Genomic DNA, 18272 nt, shown 5'->3' on the forward strand with positions numbered 1-18272 from the left:
AACCGGCCAAGAACGGAATTCCATGCAAAAGGCTGCCATCGAAAAGAACAACGAGGCGATCGCGGCCCAGCTTGCGCCAGTCGGCCGCGAAACTGTGCAGGACCGCGTCTACTCGGAATTGCGCCGCGCCCTGATCGGCGGCCTGTTCGAGCCGAGCCAGGTGCTGACCATCCGTGGCCTAGCTGACGCCTTGGTCACCTCGACCATGCCGGTGCGCGAGGCGCTCGGCAGGCTGATCACGGAAAAGGCGCTGGAGGCGCTGCCCAACCGTTCGGTGCGTGTGCCGCCGATCACATTGGAACGGCTGGATGATCTCTTGCGTGCCCGCATCCTGATCGAGGGCGAAGCGATCGCGCTGGCCGCCGCCCGCATGGGCCCGCGCCAGATCGCCACCATCGAAACCATTCTCGGCGAATGGGACGAGATGCGGGCGCTGAAACACAAGAAGGACGTCGATCGCGAAGTGACGCTCAATCAGAGCTTTCATTTCGAGATCTACCGCTCCTGCGGCTCGGCCGTGCTGATCCCGATGATCGAGAGCCTGTGGCTGCAATCGGGGCCCTGCATCCGCGTCGCTATCTATGCCTTCTCGGAGGCCGGCGAAGTCGACACCGCCCAGTATCACCGCCGCATTGTCATGGCGCTGTCCACGCAGGATGCGCAGGCGGCGCGCGAATCGCTTGTCGCCGACATCAGCCGCCCCTTCACCTTCCTGCGCAGCAAGCTGCAGGCCGCCGCCGCGAAAGACCAGACATGACCGCCATCAGGATCACCGAGCCGCGCTCGCAGCTTTCCGTCACGGCGCTGCTGCTGCCCGAGAAGGCACCGGAAAACGCTGCCTTCCTCTCGGCCTATCTCGGCACGCCACGTGTCGTCCCTGGCATCCATGCGATGTGGACGGGGCCGGAAATCTCCTGTCCGGTTCCCGCGGCCGATCTCGAGGGCCAGGCCTATGCGAAACCGTTGCCGGCCGAGAACGCGACGCTGACGCCGCAGCCGGGCGACATCGTGCTTTCCTACGTGCCGCCACGCATGTGGGGCGGCAATCCCAATGCGATCTTCGACATCGGCCTCTACTACGGGCAGGGCGCGCGGCTCTTGTTCCCGATCGGCTGGCTGGCCGGCAGCGTGGTGGCGCAAGTGCGCGTCGAAGAGCGTGACCGGTTCGCCGCCGCTTGCGGTGTCATCCGCCGCAACGGCGCCTGCGATGTTACCTTCAGCCTGATGGAGGCTTGAATGGCCGACGACAGTTTCGAGCTGTTCGATCTTCGCGTCGAGGCGGTCATCCCGGAGGGCAAGCCGATCTATTGCGGCGCCAAGGAAGGCGACTATTTCGAACTTAAGGGCGAGATGCTGTCGATGCCGGCAGGGCAGGGTTTTTCGATCTATTCGCTCGCCGCCGTCTTGCCTCTGCTGGCGGCCAAGCAGCGCCCAACCCACCCGAACGACTGGATGACCTCGGACGCGGAGATCGCTTGTCCCGATCCCAATTGCGCCAGCCGGCTGAGGATCGTCAGGATGGCCAAGCGGCGGTTCAGCCACGCCGAGACCACGGCGGTGCCGCTGCCTAAAGAGGATGACCTGAGATGAGTGCCAAGACCTTCGAACTCGGCTCTGGCTACACCATCTCGCGCGTCATCCGCGGCGGCTGGCAGCTGGCCGGCGGCCACGGCGCCATCGACCGCAGCCAGGCGGTGGCCGATCTGATCGCCACCTTCGATGCCGGCATCTGGACCTATGATTGCGCCGACATCTACACCGGCGTCGAGGAATTGATCGGCGCCGCGCGCCTGCGACTGGCCAGTGAGCGCGGCCTCGATGTCGCCGCCCGGATGAAGGTGCACACCAAGCTGGTGCCCGACCTCGAACGGCTGGCCAGCATCAGCCGCGACTACATCAGGAGCATCGTCGACCAGTCATTGCGGCGGCTGAAGACCGAGCGGCTCGATCTCGTTCAGTTCCACTGGTGGGATTATGACCAGCCTCGCTATGTCGAGGCGATGGGCTGGCTCGACGAGCTTCGGCTTGAAGGCAAGGTGCGCAATCTCGGCACCACCAATTTCGACACGCCGCGCCTGGCTGAAATCCTTGCCGCCGGCATACCGCTGGTCAGCCAGCAGCTGCAATATTCGGTGCTCGACCAGCGGCCTGGCAACAGCTTGGCGAACCTCGCCGCCAAACACGGCGTCAGCTTCCTCTGCTATGGCTCGGTGGCCGGCGGCTTTCTCAGCGACAAATGGCTCGGCGTGGCCGAACCGGCCACGCCGCTCGAAAACCGCTCGCTGGTGAAATACAAGCTGATCATCGACGATTTCGGCGGCTGGGGCCTTTTCCAGCACCTGCTTCAGGCGCTGAAGGCCGTTGGCGACCGCCACGGCGTCGACATCGCCACCATCGCCAGCGCCTGGGTGCTGGAGCAGCCGCAAGTGGCGGCCGTCATCGTCGGCGCCCGCAACCAGGCGCATGCGCTGGCCAATGCAAAGATCATGGACGTTGCGCTCGACGCCGAAGACCGGGCGCGGATTGCCGCCGTCATCGCGCAAGGCACCGGTCTCGAGGGCGACGTCTACACGCTGGAGCGCGACCGTCACGGCCGTCACGGCTCGATCATGCACTACAACCTCAATGCGGGGAAGAAATGAGCGACGAGCCCTCCCTGTTTTCACGCGCCAGCGCCGAAATCATCGACCTGCACCGCTTCTTCGTCGACTGGTTCGTCGCTGCGCGCGCCAACACGGTGGACTTCGGCCGCTTCGAACGCGCCATGGGCAAAGACCTCAGCATGGTGGCGCCGGACGGGCAGATCCTCGACCGCGAAGCGGTCATCGATCATGTCCGCGCAAGCCGCGCTTCCTGCGACGATGGTTTTGCCATTTCGATCGAGGACATCCGGCCCGGCTGGCAGGACGCCGATACCATCGTCGTCCTCTATGTCGAAGCGCAGCTGCGCGCAGGCAAGCACAGCCGCCGCCAGTCCAGTGCCGTCTTCACCACCAGTTCATCGGCGCCCAACGGCGTTGAATGGCGACATCTGCATGAGACCTGGCTGCAGGTGCCGGAACGCTGAACAGGCTCCAGAATTCAAATACAGTCGAGTAACGAAAGGGGAACAACAATGACAAAGACGATACTCCAACTCACCACCGCGCTCGCCCTCGTCACGATGGCGGGTGCTGCGCAAGCCGCCGATTGCAAGATCACCGTCGGCCTCGTCATGGAGCTGACCGGCCCGGCCGGCGAATACGGCCAGGCCGGCGCCAAGTCGGTCGAGATGGCCTTCCGCGACATCAACGGAGCCGGCGGTGTGCGCGGCTGCGATCTCGTCACCGACACGCGCGACAGCCAGAGCCAGGGCAACGTCGCCGTTGACGCCGCCACCCAGCTGGTTCAGGTCAAGAAGGTGCCGGTCATCATCGGCGGCATCATCTCCTCGGTGTCGATCCCGATCCTGACTTCGGTCACCGCACCAGCCAAGATCGTCCAGGTCTCGCCGGCTTCGTCCTCGCCGACGCTGACCGCGCTCGGCCGCGACGGCAAGACCAACGGCATCTTCTTCCGCACCATCACCTCGGATGCGCTGCAGGGCGTCGCCGCCGCCAAATACGCCGTCGACAAGGGTTTCAAGAAGCTGTCGATCATCCATGTCAACAACGATTTCGGCGTCAACATGGTGGCCGAATTCTCACGTGCCTACAAAGCGCTCGGCGGCACCATGGTCTCCGACACGCCCTACAATGAGAAGCAGTCGAGCTATGCCTCGGAAGTCACGGCGGCAATGGCCGGCGAACCGGACGGTCTTTACCTCGTCAGCACGCCGGTCGACGGCGCTACGGTCGCCCGTACCTGGATCTCGCAGGGCGGCGTGCAGAAATTCCTGCTCAATGACGGCATGAACAGCCCTGATTTCATCGAGTCCGTCGGCGCCGACTATCTGAAGGAAGCCTACGGCACGTCCTCCGGCACCAGCCCGACGGCCTCGACGGAGTATTTCACCAAGAACTACAAGGAATTCTCCGGCATCGAACCGACCAATCCGGCGGCCGACCGCTCCTATGACGCCGGCGCGATTGTTGGTCTGGCCATCGCCATTGCCGGTTCTGAGGATCCGGCCAAGATCAAGGATGCGATGTACAAGGCCGTCGATCCGGCCGGCACGCCGATCTTTGCCGGCAAGGAAGAGTTCGCCAAGGCGCTCGGCCTGATCAAGGACGGCAAGCCGATCCGCTATGAAGGTGTCATCGGCCCTGTCGCCTTCGACAAATATGGCGACATCACCGGCCCGTTCCGCCTGTGGAAGATCGTCGACGGCAAGGTGGCAACGGACGGTGAAATGACCACCGACGATGTCAACGCGCTGCAAGCCAAGCTTCAGTAAGACAACTCTCCGGTATCGATCACGATCCATCGTGATCGATACAGGACGATTGTCCTGTTTTACATTGCCGACGGACACGGACGACGTCGCTTTGCGTGGACGAGCGTTTGCCCGGCAGGCGGCGTTTCGGCCGAACATGGCATCGGCCTCGACAAGAAGAAGTGGCTGCATCTGGTCCGCAGCGACGCCGAGATCGCCACGATGCGGCGGCTGAACGCAGCGCTTGACCCGAGAAACATCCTCAATCCGGGACGGGTCTTCGACCTCGACCCGACTGCCTTCTGCCGATGACGATCCCGCACAGCCTGACGCATCAGCCGCTTTGCCTTGCCGCTTCGCGGATGGTCTGCAGCAGGATGGAAAAGGCCGGCGAGGGCGCGGTGTCGGTCCGCATGGTCAGGCCGACCGGTCCCTTGGTTTCCTCGGTGTTGACCGGCAGGGCGACGAAGGCGCCGCTGCCGAGTTCATTGGCAACGACGCCAGCCGAAATGATCCAGACGGCATTGCTTTGCCGCAGGAAGGCGCGGCCGAAGGAGTCTGAAACGGTTTCGATCTCGGTTGCCGGCGCCGTCATGCCGTTGGTGATGAACAGGCGGTCGACGAAGGGGCGGATGACCGATTCCCGCGTCGGCATCAGCATCGGGAATTCGTCGAGCCGTGCGAACACATCCTGTCCCGGATCAAGCAGCGGATGTCCGGCTCGCACCACGAACAGCACCGGTTCAGAATAGAGGTGCTCGAAGAAGAAGCCGGTCATGTTTTCCGGCGCCGCCAGCCTTCCGACGACGAGATCGAGCGCTCCGGTGCGCAACTGTTCGAGCAGCACGGCGTTCTCGCCGGTGACGATCTTGATCGCCGCACCTGTGTCCTCCTCGAGGAACAGGCCCATGGCGAGCGGTATCACCCGCGCCGACACTGTCGGCAGCGCACCGATGCGGATCGGGTGCCGGCTGACCGCTCCGTCCTGGCGGACGGAATCGACGCCTTGCTTGAGTGCCGTGATCGCCGTTCCGGCATGGCGAAGAAAGATCTCGCCAATGCGCGTCAGTCGGATGCCACGGCCGTCGCGCTCGACCACCGCAACCCCCAGCGCCCCTTCCAGCTCGCGCAATGTCTTGGTCACTGCCGGCGGGCTGACATGCAGCAAGTCAGCCGCTCGTGCCACGCTTCCCTGCCGCGCGACCTCCAGGAATGCCTGCAAATGGCGGAACCGGATCCGGCTCTCGGACATGAATTAATAACCCATGAGTTAATGAAACGACGCAAAATATCATTTTACCGAACCAAACGCCTTGTGCAATGTGGGGGCGGAGGACCGAAACCGTGCCATTCCTCACCATCGGCGGCATCACGCTGCACCATCGCCACATCAGGGCGAGCGGCAATGCGCGCCCTATCATATTCATCAATTCACTGGGCACCGACTTCCGGATCTGGGACGAAATTGTCTCGGCGCTCGATGGTGAAATGCCGCTGCTGGTCTATGACAAGCGCGGTCACGGGCTGTCCGACATCGGCGACATCAGGTCGATCGACGATCATGTCGATGATCTCTCGGCCCTCATCGATCATTTCGAATTGAGCAAAGTCGTGCTGTGCGGCCTGTCGGTTGGCGGCATGATCGCGCAGGGGCTCTATGCCAGGCGACCTGAAATCGTCGAAGGCCTGATCCTTTGCGACACGGCGCACAAGATCGGCACGACGGACAGCTGGAACACACGCATCGCAACGGTCGAAAGCAAGGGCATCCAGGCGATTGCCGATGGCGTGCTCAAAATGTGGTTCACCCCCGCCTTCCACGCGGCGCGTGTGGCCGAACTCGACGGCTATAGGAACATGATGACCAGGCAAGCGCTCGCCGGTTACATCGGGACCTGCGCTGCCGTTCGCGATGCCGATTTCACCGATGCCGCACGCCGCATCGCGGTGCCGACACTCTGTGTCGCCGGCGACCAGGATGGCTCGACGCCGCCCGATCTCGTCCGCTCGCTGGCCGAGCTGATCCCCGGCGCGCGCTTCGAGATCATCCGCGACGCCGGACACATTCCTTGCGTCGAACAACCCGAAGCGCTGGTCGCCCTGATCCGCAGTTTTATCGCGTCGCTTGCCCCTGGAGCAGAAACCCATGGATGAAGTCCCCGGCGACGCAGCCAGATATCGCAAGGGGCTCGCGGTGCGGCGCTCTGTGCTCGGCGACCGGCATGTCGACCGGGCCGAAATTGCCGCCACCGATTTCGACCAGCCTTTCCAGGAGCTGATCACTGAGGCTGCCTGGGGAACCGTGTGGGCGCGGCCGGGCTTCACCAAGCGTGAGCGTTCGATCGTCACGCTGGCGCTGCTGGCGGCACTCGGCCATGATGAGGAGGTTGCCATGCATGTGCGCGCCACCGCCAACACCGGTGCGTCGCGCGACGACATCTGCGAGGCGTTCCTGCATGTCGCCATCTATGCCGGCGTGCCGGCCGCCAACCGTGCCTTCAAGATCGCCAAGGACGTGTTTTCGGAAATGGACGGGAGCCAGAATGCCCGCTGAGTCCGGCTCGACCCGGAGGCCCGAGACCGGCGCCTTCTTCCAGCGCGACCGGACATGGCATCCGCCGGCTCTGACGCCGAACTATAAAACCTCGGTGCTGCGCTCACCGCAAAAGGCGCCGCTGTCGTTCGACAACACGCTATCGGAGATTGCAGGCCCGGTCTTCGGTCACGCCATGCTCGGCGAACTCGACGCCGACCTGATCCACAATTTCGCCAGGCCCGGCGAGAGCGCGCTCGGTGAGCGCATCCTCGTCTATGGGCGGGTGCTCGACGAACGCGGCGTTGGCGTGCCCGGCGCGCTGCTTGAGTTCTGGCAGGCCAATGCCGGTGGCCGCTATCGCCATAAGAGGGATGGCTATCTGGCGCCACTCGATCCGAATTTTGGCGGTTGTGGCCGAACTATTACAGGCGAGGATGGCTTCTATGCGTTTCGTACCGTCAAGCCCGGTCCCTATCCCTGGCCGAACGGGCCGAACGACTGGCGGCCTTCGCACATCCATTTCTCTGTCTTTGGTCACGGCTTTGCGCAGCGGCTGATCACGCAGATGTATTTCGAGGGCGATCCGCTGATCTGGCACTGCCCGATCGTGCGCGGCATCCCCGACAAGGCGGCCATTGAGACGCTGATCGCAACGCTCGACATGCAAGCGACGATCCCCTTCGACGCGCGCGCCTACAAGTTCGACATCGTTCTGCGCGGGCGCCGCGCGTCGCGGTTCGAAAACAGGCTGGAGGGCAATTGATGGCCCAGTCGCTCGACCGGCTCAGGGAGAGCCCCTCGCAGACCGCCGGACCGTACGTTCATATCGGGCTGACGCCCAATTTCGGTGGCATCGGCTGCGTCTACCCGACCGACCTCGGCGCGACCATGGTCAACGACAAGACCAAGGGCGAGCGCATCGGCCTGCGCATCCGGGTGCTCGACGGCACTGGCACGCCGCTCAAGGATGCGCTGATCGAGATCTGGCAGGCGGATGCCGACGGGCTCTACAATTCGCCGGCAGAACCGCGCGGCACGGCCGATCCCAACTTCTTCGGCTGGGGCCGTTGCCCGACCGACATGGACACCGGCCTGTGTGCGTTCGAGACGATCAAGCCTGGCCGCGTCCCGTTCAACGATGGTCGCCTGATGGCGCCGCATATCACGCTCTGGATCGTCGCCCGCGGCATCAATCTCGGCCTGCACACAAGACTGTATTTTTCCGATGAGGAAAAGGCCAATGCTGAAGATCCGATCCTTGCGCGGGTCGAGCACCGCCTTCGCGTGCCGACGCTGATCGCCGAGCGCCAAGGCGATATGTATGTCTTCGACGTCCATCTCCAGGGGGAGAAGGAAACGGTCTTCTTCGATAGCTGATGCTCAGGAGGCCTGTGACATGACTGTATCGCCTTTCGACCATCCGCTGCTCTCCGCTCTTCTCGGCGACGAAGAAGCGGCGAGGCATTTTTCCGTCGAGGCGGAAATCGAGGCCATGTTGGCCTTTGAACAGGCGCTGTCGCAAGCGGAGGCCGATAACGGGATGATCTCCAAGGATGCCGGGGCAGCTATCGTGGCGGCGCTTGGCACGTTCCGGCCGAACACGGCTCTGCTGCGAGCCGGGGTCGCCAAAGACGGCGTCATGGTGCCGGAGTTGGTGCGCCAGATCAGGGCGGCGGTCGGCGAACCGCATGGCCAGAAAGTGCATTTCGGCGCGACCAGCCAAGACGTCGTCGACACGGGCCTGATGCTTCGGCTGAAACCCGTCGTCGAGCATCTCGATCTGCTGTTGACCGAAACCGTCATGCGCCTCGCCTCGCTCGAAGAGCGTTTTGGCGGCAGGGCGCTGACCGGCATGACGCGTATGCAGAAGGCGATTCAGATCAAAGTGCAGGATCGTGTGGCAGCGTGGCAGGGGCCGCTGCAACGGCACCAGGAAAAGCTGCCGGAACAGTCGAGATGCCTGCTGGTGGTGCAGTTCGGCGGTGCCGCCGGCACACTGGAAAAACTAGGCGACAAAGGGAAAGCGGTGCGCGCAGCCCTAGCCGTCAGGCTTGGTCTTGGCGACGCACCGCAATGGCAGAACCAGCGCGACGCGCTCGCTGATTTTGCCGGTTGGTTATCGCTGCTGACCGGCAGCCTCGGCAAATTCGGCCAGGACATCGCTCTGATGGCGCAAGATGGAACCGAGATCAAACTTTCCGGAGGTGGCGGCTCGTCTACCATGCCTCACAAGCAGAACCCGGTGAAGGCCGAAGCGCTGGTGGCGCTTGCCCGCTTCAACGCCACGCAGCTTGCCGGCCTGCATCACGCGCTCGTGCATGAGCAGGAGCGGTCGGGTGCTGCATGGACGCTGGAGTGGCTATTGCTGCCGCAAATGGTCGTCGCAACGGCAGCGTCGCTGCGCCTTGCCGCCGAACTGGCCGCACAGGTCGAAAGTCTCGGCCACTGATGCGCACGCAAATCGTCGTCATCGGGTCCGGGCCGTCCGGGCTGCTGCTTGGGCAATTGCTGGCCGGCATCGGCGTCGAGACGGTCATTCTGGAACGCGCAAGCCGCGAGCACGTGCTTGGCCGCGTGCGGGCAGGGGTGCTCGAACAGGGCACCGTCGAATTGCTGGAACAGGCCGGCGCGGCGGCAAGGCTGCATGCCGAAGGGCTGCCGCATTCCGGCATCTCGCTCGCCTTCGACGGACGCTTGCATCGCATCGACCTCGAGGCGCTGACCGGCGGCAGGCATGTCACCGTCTATGGCCAGACCGAGGTCATGCACGATTTGATGGACAAGCGCGACGCGGCAGGGCTGACCACGATCTACGAGGCGGCAAATGTCGCTCTGCACGATTTCGACGGCACCGCGCCTTTCGCCACCTATGACAAGGATGGCGTCACGCATCGCATCGACTGCGACTTCGTTGCCGGCTGCGACGGCTATCATGGCGTCAGCCGCAAATCGGTGCCCGAGCGTACGCTAAAAATCTTCGAGCGGCAGTATCCGTTCGGTTGGCTCGGCGTGCTGGCAGAAGTGCCACCGGCCGATCACGAACTGGTCTACGCCAATCACGAGCGGGGGTTTGCGCTGTGCTCGATGCGCTCGACGCATCGCAGCCGCTACTATGTGCAGTGCCCCCAGGACGATCGCGTGGAGGCGTGGTCGGATGAGCGCTTCTGGGACGAGTTGCGCCGCCGCTTGCCGGAGCAGACGGCGGCAAATGTCGTCACCGGCCCATCCTTCGAGAAATCGATCGCGCCGCTGCGCTCCTTCGTTGCCGAGCCAATGCGCTTCGGCAGGATGTTCCTGGTTGGCGACGCCGCCCATATCGTACCGCCGACCGGGGCGAAAGGCCTCAACCTCGCCGCCAGCGACGTGCGCTATCTCTTCGCAGGTTTGCGCGACTTCTACGTCGAGAAGTCACATGATGGCATCGATGCCTATTCCGGCAAGGCGCTGGCACGGGTCTGGAAGGCGGTGCGCTTTTCCTGGTGGATGACGACGATGCTGCACCGTTTTCCCGACACCGGCGATTTCGGCCAACGCATCCAGGAGGCCGAACTCGACTACCTCATGCACTCGCGCGCCGCATCGACCGCGCTCGCCGAGAACTATGTCGGCCTGCCTTATTGAGGGCTGCGGATCATCCCGCGCCTTGCTGCCTGGCAAGATCCAAAAGCATCGGGCGCTGCCCCTTGAGGATTTTCACCTCTGCCTCGGGCAAGGTGAACCAGCCCGCTCTGTCGACCTCCGGGAACTCCTTAAGGGATCCCGACCTTGGCGGCCATTCCATGGTGAAAATGTTGCTCTTGATGGAGGTCACATCGATGTCGATGGTCGCCTCGACGGACCAGGCCGAGACGATCTTGCCGCCCGGTTGCCTGTAGTCGCCGAGACGAGTGAAGTATCCATCGACCTTGACGCCAAGCTCTTCCTCGGTCTCGCGTTGCGCTGCCGTCAACTCATCCTCGTTGTCGTCGACAAGACCCTTCGGTATCGACCACGCACCATCGTCCTTCTTCGCCCAGAAGGGTCCGCCCGGGTGGATCAGCAACACTTTGAGACCACCGTCTTCGCGGCGATGGATCAGCAATCCCGCACTCCGTTTTGCCATTTTATACGTCCGTCTGCGAAGCCGGCAGCCTGCCGATGGTCCTTGAATCGTTGACGCGAACCTTGCACCAGGGGATTGCGACGCTATGTCAGGCGCGGCTGCATTGCACCTCACCCGCGAGTCCGGCAATCTGATACCATCGCCTATTTGGCGGCTCGAAGGCTAGGTGACGATGCAACTCGGTCTTATTGGCTACTACAGCGACTTCGTCGTGTATCCGCTGGTAATCGCCGTGCTGGCAGTGGCTGGGCTGCTCGAGACCGGCGAAGAGGGTGCGCCGGGCTGGATAGGCACGGTCCTCGCCTGTCTCGGCCTCTGGACGCTGATCGAGTATGTGCTGCACAGGTTCGTTCTTCACCACATTCCCTACATCAAGGACCTGCACGACCGTCACCATGTCGAGGAGCGCAGTTCGGTGGGCACGCCGACCTGGCTCAGCCTCGGGGTGCATGCGCTGGTCGCGTTCCTGCCGCTATGGATGATCTCGGATTTCGCCACCGCTAGCGCGGTAAGCTGCGGGTTGATGCTGGGGTACCTCTGGTACATCAGCATCCACCACATGATCCATCACTGGCATCCCGCGCATCCGAGCTATCTCTACACGCTCAAGCGCCGTCACGCGGTGCATCACCACATCGAGGAAACGGCCAATTTCGGTGTGACGTCGGCGTTCTGGGATCGCGTTTTCGGCACGGCGCGGCTCTAGTCTGAAGCCAGTTCAGCCTCGGCCGTTCAACGCCTCTTACCGCGACCGCCGGGTGACTTGGCGCCGCGAGGGCCGCTCTGAACCGGCGTGTTGTTCTGGTTCTCGTCGGACAGTTTTCGCCAGCGGGCAAGGCGCTCGGGATCGAGCGTCCCGGCCTTCAAGGCAGCCTGCACAGCACAGCCCGGCTCATGCACATGCGTGCAGTCGCGGAACTTGCAGAGCGGCGCGAGCTCGGTGATTTCGGCAAACAGCGTGTCGATGCCATAGCCGACGTCGCTGACTTGCAGCGTCCGCATTCCCGGCGTGTCGATCACCCAGCCGCCGCCGGCAATGGCGTGCAGCGATCGCGACGTGGTGGTGTGGCGTCCCTTGGCATCGTGCTCGCGAATGCCTCCGGTCTGCTGCGGCGATTGCTGCCCCGATCCGGCCAGCGTGTTGACCAGCGTCGATTTGCCGACACCGGAGGAGCCGATCAGCGCCACCGTCTGGCCGACACCGCACCAGGCAGCCAGGACGGTCGCCGCATCCGATGTCCGGGGGTTCAGCGTCACGACCGGCAATCCACGCTGCAACGCGGCAGCCTGCCTTGCATATGTCTCGGCGTCTTCAGCGGTATCGGCCTTGGTCAGCAGGATCACTGGCGTCGTTCCGGCCTCATTGGCGAGCGCCAGATAACGCTCGAGCCGGGCGGGATTGAAGTCGGCATTGCACGAGGTGACGATGAACAGCGTGTCGACATTGGCCGCGGCAAGCTGCGGCACCCTGCCGCCCTGGGTGCGGCGCTCCAGCACCGTCTTGCGGACCAGGCGGCGCTGCACAAGGTGTTCATGCCCATCGACCAGTACCCAGTCGCCGACCGCATAGTCACCGGTGTTCGCCTGCGCCGGCAGTGTCAGATCGACCGGCCCTGCCTGGGACAGGCCGGTCAGGCGATCGCGGTGGACGGTGGCGATCCGCGTCGGGACAAGATCGGCGTCGCCGGGTTCGAGCTGGTCGCCAAAAAAATCCGTCCAGCCCAGGCCGGCAAGCGATGGCATGGAGTGGTCCGTCACGGCTTTGACCACGGCGTCGCGGACATTGGAGAGTATCCCTGGCAGGTGAGGCGCGGACGGGGTGGGCGATTGCCCAGCTGTATGGGCGGCATGGCGGCATTTGGCAAGCAGGCCCGGAGCCGAGAGCGAGCGGCAAGCTTCTGCGGCCCTCGATCGTCGAACTGACGATCAAGTCGACGAAACAGCGCTATCCGAAAGCGTTTGGCGGGAAAAAACGGCGGCGAGCCGCCTCAGTTTTGAAACGTTAACGAATAATTTGACGCATGCAATATTTTTGGGTTCTATTGGTAACTGTGAAAATTGACTGAATAAGTTCCATCCAGGATTGTCGCATCCGGTCAACGGCCGCATGACTGGGGGCGGGCCGATCATGGCAGGGGATCAGGAATATATCGATGGCGGAGAAGACGCACCGCACGATGGATGACTTCGCCCAGGCATGCGGCGTGTCCCGGCCTACGCTGTCCAAATATTTCGACGATCCGGCGAGCGTGAAGCCGGCGACGCGGGCGCGCATCGAAGCCGCCCTGCGCTCCTCGGACTATCAGCCCAACCTTTTCGCCCGAAATCTCAACCGCAAGCGCACCCGCAACATCGGCATCGTCGTGCCGACGATCACCGATCCGTTCTACGCCGAGATGGTCAGCCGCATCGAATTTCGCTGCCGCGACGAAGGCTACTGGCCGATCGTCATCTCCTCGCATGGTTCGCCGAAGCTGGAGGCGGAGTCGGTCAGGACGCTGCTGTCCCTGAAGGTCGCCGGCGCGATCATCGCCCCACTGGGTCTGGCTTCCGACCGCGGCGTCTTCGACAAGCTCGGGCAGGATATTCCGATCGTCTATTTCGACACCTATATCGAGGGCGATACGCCGTTCGTCGGCAACGACAACCGGCAGAGCGTCTCGACCATCGTCGACTATCTCTGCCGTTCGGGTGAGCCGCCGGTCTATCTCGACATCCCACACGTCAACCACAACTCCGGCGAACGCCAGGAAAGCTACATCGTCGCGATGGAGACCGCCGGGTTCAAGCCGGTCGTCATCGAAGGCACCCGCGATTACACCTGGGACTTCGAACGCATCGGCTACGAGCAGACGGAAAAAATGCTGGAGGCCGGCTCCTTGCCCGGCCGCACCATCCTGTGCGCCAATGATCGTCTCGCCTTTGGCGTGATGGCGGCTGCGTACTCGCGCGGCCTGAAGGTCGGCCGCAGGCCCGATTGCGATCTGCGGGTTGCAGCACACGACGATCATCCGCTGAGCCGCTACACCTGCCCGGCGCTGACCACCATGGCGCAGGATTTCACCGCCATGGCCGGCCGCAGCGTCGAGATACTGCTGGCTCTGCTGGACGAGGCCGATCCGCCGAAGCAAGGCCTGGCCCGCACTGTCAAGCTCGGCGCCACCCTGGTGATGCGTCAGTCGGCCTGATCGTCAGCGACCTTCTCGAAGTGGCGCCAGGCAGCCACCGCCTCGGCCACCGCTTGCCGGGCAGCGGGAATATGGCGTCCCATTGAGACGAAGCCATGGATCTGGCCCGGCCACTGCCGGAGGATCACCGGCACGCCCGCGGCTTGCAGGCGCGCCGCATAGGCTGCCCCTTCGTCGGCGAGGATGTCGCAGCCGGCAAGCGCCACAAAAGCCGGCGCCGAGCCGGCGAGGGCAGGCGCCAGCAAGGGCGAGACGCGCCAGTCCGTGATATCGTCGGGCGTTCGCACATAGTGGTCGCGGAACCATGCCATGGTGGTTGCGGTGAGCCCGAAGCCGTCGCCGAAACGCTGGTAGCTATTCGATGCCTGCCGCGCGTCGGTGTTGGGATAGATCAGGAGTTGCGCCGCAAGCGGAGGCGCAAGCCCATCGCGGGCAAGCAGCGCCAGCACCGTGGCGAGATTGCCGCCGGCGCTGTCGCCGGCAACGCCGATGCGTCTGATGTCGATGCCGAGACCGGCGGCATTCTCCGCCATGAAGTGCAGTGTTGCCAGGCAATCCTCGATCCCGGCGGGAAATTTGTGCTCTGGCGCCAGGCGATAATCGGGACAGACAATGACGGCGCCGCCGAGATTGGCCATCAGGCGGCAGATCTCGTCATGCGAATCGAGGTTGCCGATGACCCAGCCGCCGCCATGCAGGTAGAGCAGCGCCGGTGCCCCGCTTTGCGGTGCGCCGATGCCGCGATGGATGCGGAGCACTATAGGCCCATTCGTCCCGTCGATCCGCCGTTCCTGGGTCGCAGCGACCGGCTCGTGCTCACCCTGTAACGTCGGGAACGAGGCGTTGTAGGCAGTTCGCGCCGCCGCCACGCTGCCGGTCTCGAATGGCTCGCCGCCGGCTGCACGACCAATTTCGAGGACGCGCAGCGCATCCGGATCGAGCGTCATGGTCATGTCCTCAGGCCAGCAGGCTGCTCGCCTCTTCCTCGGTCAGCAGGGCCGGCTGCACGACATCGCCCGCGATGGCGACTGATCCCTGTGTTTCACCGGAGCGCAGGATAGCCTCCATGATCTCCAGTACATGCAGCGCGAGGCTGCCGGAGGCCCGTGGGGTGTTGCCGGTTTGAAGCGAGCGCACCAGATCGGCGACGCCGAGCATGCGGTAATTGGCGCGATCGGGTGCCGCATAAGGCCAGTTGCGGGCGCCGTAGAGTTCGCCCTCGCTGGCGAAATCCTGCCAGTCGGTGCCGCGTTCCGACAGCGACACCGTGCCGCCGAACGTGTCGGGATCGGGCAGGCGCAGCGAGCCCTCCGTGCCGTGCAGTTCGATCGGATGGTTGGAGTGGCGAAAGACATCCCACGAGGCGCCGAAGGTGACGGTCGCGCCGGAGCGGAATTCAAGCAGCGACAAAACGTTGGTTGGCGTGCCGACCTTGAATGTCGTGTTCTTGAATGGCCCATCGGCTGATATCAGCCTTTCTTCCTGGCCGCGTGTCGCCATTGCCATGACGCGCTCGACCGGGCCGAGCAGATTGACCAGCATGGTCAGATAGTACGGACCCATGTCGAACACGGGGCCACCGCCTGGCTGGTAGTAGAATTGCGGGTTGGGGTGCCAGTGCTCCATGCCGCGGCCCATCATGAAGGCGGTGCCGGTGACCGGGCGGCCGATGGCGCCGTCATCCATCAACCGGCGCGCACGGCGCCCGGCAGCACCGAGGAACGTGTCGGGCGCCGAGCCGAGCAGCAGGCCGCGCGACCGCGCCTCGTTGACCAGGCGTTGTCCGTCGGCGGCCGAGGTGGCGAGCGGCTTTTCGGTGAAGACGTGCTTGCCGGCCGAAAGCGCGGCAAACGAAATGTCGAAATGCGCCGCCGGAATGGTCAGGTTGAGGACAAGATCGATCTCCGGGTCGGCCAGCAGCGCATCGACGCCGAGTGCCTGGATGCCATATTCCTTCGCCCGCACCGCCGCCATGTCGGCCGAAATATCGGCACAGGCGCGCAATTCGATCCCGCCAAAAAGCCCGGCGTTGCGCAGGTAAGTCATCGAGATGTTGCCGCATCCGATGACGCCGATCCCGAGTTTGGTCTTTGATGTCCCGTGCATTCTCGGTCCTGCCTCCCAATGCGCTCATGGCCTGCCGGATCCGCCCAGCCGTTAGGCGGATCGCATTCGCAAAAGGCTATACAACATTTTAAATATTGACGCGCGTAAAATTTTTATACAACATGCGAAAATGCTGGTGCGATATCGGGAGGCTGCCAGTCCTGGGAGGAGAAAATGACCGAAAGAACGGCCGTCGATGCGGATCCCGTGGCTCATGCGCGCATCGGATATTTCCGCCGCGGCCAAGACCGCGACGGGGTCAGGCATAGATCACCTTGGCCCCGGTCCTATCAAGCTGGCTGCGTATCGGGTCGGACAGGCCATCGTCGGTGATCACGACATCGACGCTCGACAGCGAAAAGGCCTTGGACGTTCCGCTGACGCCCCATTTGCTCGAATCCGCAAGGAGGACAACGCGCCGGGCCATGCGCACGAGGTTTCGCTTCGTTCGCGCCATGTCTTCGTTCACGTCGACCACATCCAGTGACGAGTCAATCGCATGCGCTCCAACAAAGACCTGATGCGCTACCAAGCCGCCGAGAGCCGTGTCGGCATCGGTGATCAGTGTGCTCACCGTGTCTGGATAGACCCGGCCGCCGATCATGTGAACGTCGAGCCCGGGCCGATGCATCAGATGCTGCACGATATTCATCGCCGTGGCCGCGACCACGACATTGCTGAGCGGCGGTAACAGCATGGCAACCTGCATCAATGTCGAGCCGCCGTCGAAGATGACCGATTGGTTGTCCTCGAACAGTTCTACCGCTGCCCGGGCGATGCGTTTCTTTGCATCGAGGTTGGTTTGCATCCGCCGGGCGAACGCGGCCGTGGTCGAATCCGTGGTCCGGGTCACCGCGCCTCCGCGGGTCTTGGTCAGCAGTCCCTTACGGTCCAGTATCTCGAGGTCGGAGCGCACCGTGACTTCCGATACGCCAAAATCGTCTGACAGGTCCTTGATGCGGACCTGTCCGCTACGTTGCACTTCACCCAGGATCGATTGGCGTCTCTGCTCTGACAACATTGCCCTGTCCTTGCCTCCATCCGCCAAGCAATCACCCTGGCCTCGGTTCACTCTACCAAAAATATGCGAATTCGAAAGCTTTCGAAAGATTGCATTTGTCTTTTCTTTCGCAAACACTGGGTGCAGGATTTTGAAATCAATCGATTGGAGAATTTTGGACTCATGAGCCTCGGAACCAAGGTGCGCCTGGCGCGCCTCTTCTCACATCCATCGGGGAATCTTTTTGGCGGCGCGGTCGACCACTTTGTCGGCTATGGCGACGTGCGCAAAGGAGGTCTTGCCGATCTGCCGGGCGCCCTTGCACGCGTCATGGTAGGCAAACCCGACTACGTCAGCATCCAGCCCGGCACCGCGCGCCATCTGTGGCCGCAATACGCGGGCAAGGCTTGCCTGGTGATCCAGGCCGGCTGCTTCACCCCGGACGATCGCATCAGTGAACTGATTGCAACGCCCGAGGATGCGGTGCGCGCTGGCGCCGATGCGTTGGCCGTGGCCATTCCGGTGCGCGGCGCGACCGAGGGCAAATACATACGCTGGCTGACCGATTCGGTGAACGCGGCGGCCCGTTACGGCATGCCGGTGGTGGCGCATATCTACCCTCGCGATTTCACCGACGGGGCAAAAATCGTCTTCACCCCCGACGAGATCGCCTATGCGGCACGCATCGGCTACGAGTCCGGCGTCGATGTGATCAAGATCGGTTACACGGGCGATTTCGAGTCGTTCCGAGAGACCGTTCGGACCTGCCCGGTGCCGGTTGTGATCGCCGGCGGTCCGAAGACCGACACGCTGCTCGGCGCCCTTCAGCAGACGGCGGACGCCATCCGTGCCGGCGCGCGCGGTGCCGTGGTGGGCCGCAATCTCTGGGGGCACGGCGATCCGGAAAAGGCAGCGATCGCCTTTCGGGGCGTCATCCATGACGGCCTTTCGGCGCAAGACGCCCTGGCGAAGGCGGGTGCCTGAAC

Annotated in this window: 21 protein-coding genes and 1 pseudogene; 16 read left to right on the forward strand and 6 right to left on the reverse strand. The window is 63.5% G+C overall.

Annotation, left to right across the window (positions count from 1 at the left end):
* The first annotated feature begins 22 nt into the window (after positions 1 to 22).
* From NKJ67_RS14320 to NKJ67_RS14350, 7 genes and pseudogenes are all read left to right on the forward strand, one after another.
* On the forward strand, positions 23 to 757 hold the full coding sequence (locus NKJ67_RS14320; protein ID WP_127270675.1) for a GntR family transcriptional regulator: 735 nt from the start codon (positions 23 to 25) through the stop codon (positions 755 to 757).
* Positions 754 to 1236: a DUF3830 family protein gene (locus tag NKJ67_RS14325; protein WP_127270673.1), complete on the forward strand. Its 483-nt coding sequence runs from the start codon at positions 754 to 756 to the stop codon at positions 1234 to 1236. Before NKJ67_RS14320 ends, NKJ67_RS14325 begins: the two co-directional genes overlap by 4 nt.
* Positions 1237 to 1590: a TIGR04076 family protein gene (locus NKJ67_RS14330; protein ID WP_127270671.1), complete on the forward strand. Its 354-nt coding sequence runs from the start codon at positions 1237 to 1239 to the stop codon at positions 1588 to 1590. It begins immediately after the preceding gene.
* Positions 1587 to 2642, forward strand: coding sequence for an aldo/keto reductase (locus NKJ67_RS14335; protein WP_127811104.1), 1056 nt, complete (start codon positions 1587 to 1589; stop codon positions 2640 to 2642). The genes NKJ67_RS14330 and NKJ67_RS14335 overlap by 4 nt, the downstream gene beginning before the upstream one ends.
* Positions 2639 to 3067, forward strand: a complete 429-nt coding sequence (locus tag NKJ67_RS14340) for a DUF4440 domain-containing protein (protein ID WP_127266587.1) — start codon at positions 2639 to 2641, stop codon at positions 3065 to 3067. The genes NKJ67_RS14335 and NKJ67_RS14340 overlap by 4 nt, the downstream gene beginning before the upstream one ends.
* Before the next feature lie 48 nt (positions 3068 to 3115).
* A complete protein-coding gene (locus tag NKJ67_RS14345) occupies positions 3116 to 4375 on the forward strand; it encodes an ABC transporter substrate-binding protein (protein ID WP_352581726.1) in 1260 nt (419 codons plus the stop codon).
* 117 nt (positions 4376 to 4492) lie between these two features.
* Positions 4493 to 4666 (forward strand): annotated as a pseudogene (locus tag NKJ67_RS14350) (FAD-linked oxidase C-terminal domain-containing protein); the annotation flags it as partial.
* Positions 4667 to 4688: 22 nt separating this feature from the next.
* Here the strand turns inward: NKJ67_RS14350 and pcaQ are convergent.
* Positions 4689 to 5606 carry a pca operon transcription factor PcaQ gene (gene pcaQ, locus NKJ67_RS14355; protein ID WP_127266585.1) on the reverse strand — a complete coding sequence of 306 codons (918 nt, stop codon included), beginning with the start codon at positions 5604 to 5606 and terminating at the stop codon, positions 4689 to 4691.
* Positions 5607 to 5698: 92 nt separating this feature from the next.
* Here pcaQ and pcaD point away from each other — a divergent pair, with 92 nt between their 5' ends.
* The 6 genes from pcaD to pobA are packed head-to-tail and all read left to right on the forward strand — an operon-like array spanning position 5699 to position 10511.
* Entirely contained in the window at positions 5699 to 6508 is an 810-nt protein-coding gene (pcaD, locus tag NKJ67_RS14360; RefSeq protein WP_352581727.1) for a 3-oxoadipate enol-lactonase, read from the forward strand.
* The gene (gene pcaC / locus NKJ67_RS14365) at positions 6501 to 6908 is read left to right on the forward strand and encodes a 4-carboxymuconolactone decarboxylase (protein WP_352581728.1); all 408 of its coding nucleotides are present in this window, start codon (positions 6501 to 6503) and stop codon (positions 6906 to 6908) included. The genes pcaD and pcaC overlap by 8 nt, the downstream gene beginning before the upstream one ends.
* Positions 6898 to 7653, forward strand: a complete 756-nt coding sequence (pcaH, locus tag NKJ67_RS14370) for a protocatechuate 3,4-dioxygenase subunit beta (RefSeq protein WP_127318461.1) — start codon at positions 6898 to 6900, stop codon at positions 7651 to 7653. Before pcaC ends, pcaH begins: the two co-directional genes overlap by 11 nt.
* A complete protein-coding gene (gene pcaG, locus NKJ67_RS14375; RefSeq protein WP_127318463.1) occupies positions 7653 to 8267 on the forward strand; it encodes a protocatechuate 3,4-dioxygenase subunit alpha in 615 nt (204 codons plus the stop codon). The genes pcaH and pcaG overlap by 1 nt, the downstream gene beginning before the upstream one ends.
* 19 nt (positions 8268 to 8286) lie before the next feature.
* Positions 8287 to 9339, forward strand: a complete 1053-nt coding sequence (locus NKJ67_RS14380; protein WP_352581729.1) for a 3-carboxy-cis,cis-muconate cycloisomerase — start codon at positions 8287 to 8289, stop codon at positions 9337 to 9339.
* On the forward strand, positions 9339 to 10511 hold the full coding sequence (gene pobA, locus NKJ67_RS14385) for a 4-hydroxybenzoate 3-monooxygenase (RefSeq protein ID WP_352581730.1): 1173 nt from the start codon (positions 9339 to 9341) through the stop codon (positions 10509 to 10511). Before NKJ67_RS14380 ends, pobA begins: the two co-directional genes overlap by 1 nt.
* 10 nt (positions 10512 to 10521) lie before the next feature.
* On the opposite strand, the gene NKJ67_RS14390 is transcribed toward pobA, so the two are convergent.
* Positions 10522 to 10992: an NUDIX hydrolase gene (locus tag NKJ67_RS14390; RefSeq protein ID WP_352581731.1), complete on the reverse strand. Its 471-nt coding sequence runs from the start codon at positions 10990 to 10992 to the stop codon at positions 10522 to 10524.
* A gap of 172 nt (positions 10993 to 11164) precedes the next feature.
* On the opposite strand from NKJ67_RS14390, the gene NKJ67_RS14395 reads away from it, so the two are divergent.
* Entirely contained in the window at positions 11165 to 11698 is a 534-nt protein-coding gene (locus tag NKJ67_RS14395; protein WP_352581732.1) for a sterol desaturase family protein, read from the forward strand.
* Between the two features lie 26 nt (positions 11699 to 11724).
* Here NKJ67_RS14395 and rsgA read toward each other — a convergent pair whose 3' ends face one another.
* Entirely contained in the window at positions 11725 to 12735 is a 1011-nt protein-coding gene (gene rsgA, locus NKJ67_RS14400) for a ribosome small subunit-dependent GTPase A (protein WP_352581733.1), read from the reverse strand.
* A gap of 410 nt (positions 12736 to 13145) precedes the next feature.
* Between rsgA and NKJ67_RS14405 the strand changes: the two genes are divergently transcribed.
* Positions 13146 to 14180 carry a LacI family DNA-binding transcriptional regulator gene (locus NKJ67_RS14405; RefSeq protein WP_352581734.1) on the forward strand — a complete coding sequence of 345 codons (1035 nt, stop codon included), beginning with the start codon at positions 13146 to 13148 and terminating at the stop codon, positions 14178 to 14180.
* On the opposite strand, the gene NKJ67_RS14410 is transcribed toward NKJ67_RS14405, so the two are convergent.
* The 3 genes from NKJ67_RS14410 to NKJ67_RS14420 form a co-directional block, all read right to left on the reverse strand.
* The gene (locus NKJ67_RS14410; RefSeq protein ID WP_352581735.1) at positions 14168 to 15127 is read right to left on the reverse strand and encodes an alpha/beta hydrolase; all 960 of its coding nucleotides are present in this window, start codon (positions 15125 to 15127) and stop codon (positions 14168 to 14170) included. The genes NKJ67_RS14405 and NKJ67_RS14410 overlap by 13 nt on opposite strands.
* Positions 15128 to 15137: 10 nt before the next feature.
* Entirely contained in the window at positions 15138 to 16286 is a 1149-nt protein-coding gene (locus NKJ67_RS14415) for a Gfo/Idh/MocA family protein (RefSeq protein WP_128307382.1), read from the reverse strand.
* A gap of 259 nt (positions 16287 to 16545) precedes the next feature.
* Complete coding sequence (locus NKJ67_RS14420; protein WP_127319228.1) at positions 16546 to 17307, reverse strand: DeoR/GlpR family DNA-binding transcription regulator; 762 nt, start codon at positions 17305 to 17307, stop codon at positions 16546 to 16548.
* A 162-nt stretch (positions 17308 to 17469) separates the two neighbouring features.
* On the opposite strand from NKJ67_RS14420, the gene NKJ67_RS14425 reads away from it, so the two are divergent.
* On the forward strand, positions 17470 to 18270 hold the full coding sequence (locus tag NKJ67_RS14425; RefSeq protein WP_127255183.1) for a beta/alpha barrel domain-containing protein: 801 nt from the start codon (positions 17470 to 17472) through the stop codon (positions 18268 to 18270).
* Positions 18271 to 18272: the final 2 nt, after the last annotated feature.

It is taken from the genome of Mesorhizobium sp. M0088 (genome assembly GCF_040322895.1).
Taxonomy (GTDB): domain Bacteria; phylum Pseudomonadota; class Alphaproteobacteria; order Rhizobiales; family Rhizobiaceae; genus Mesorhizobium.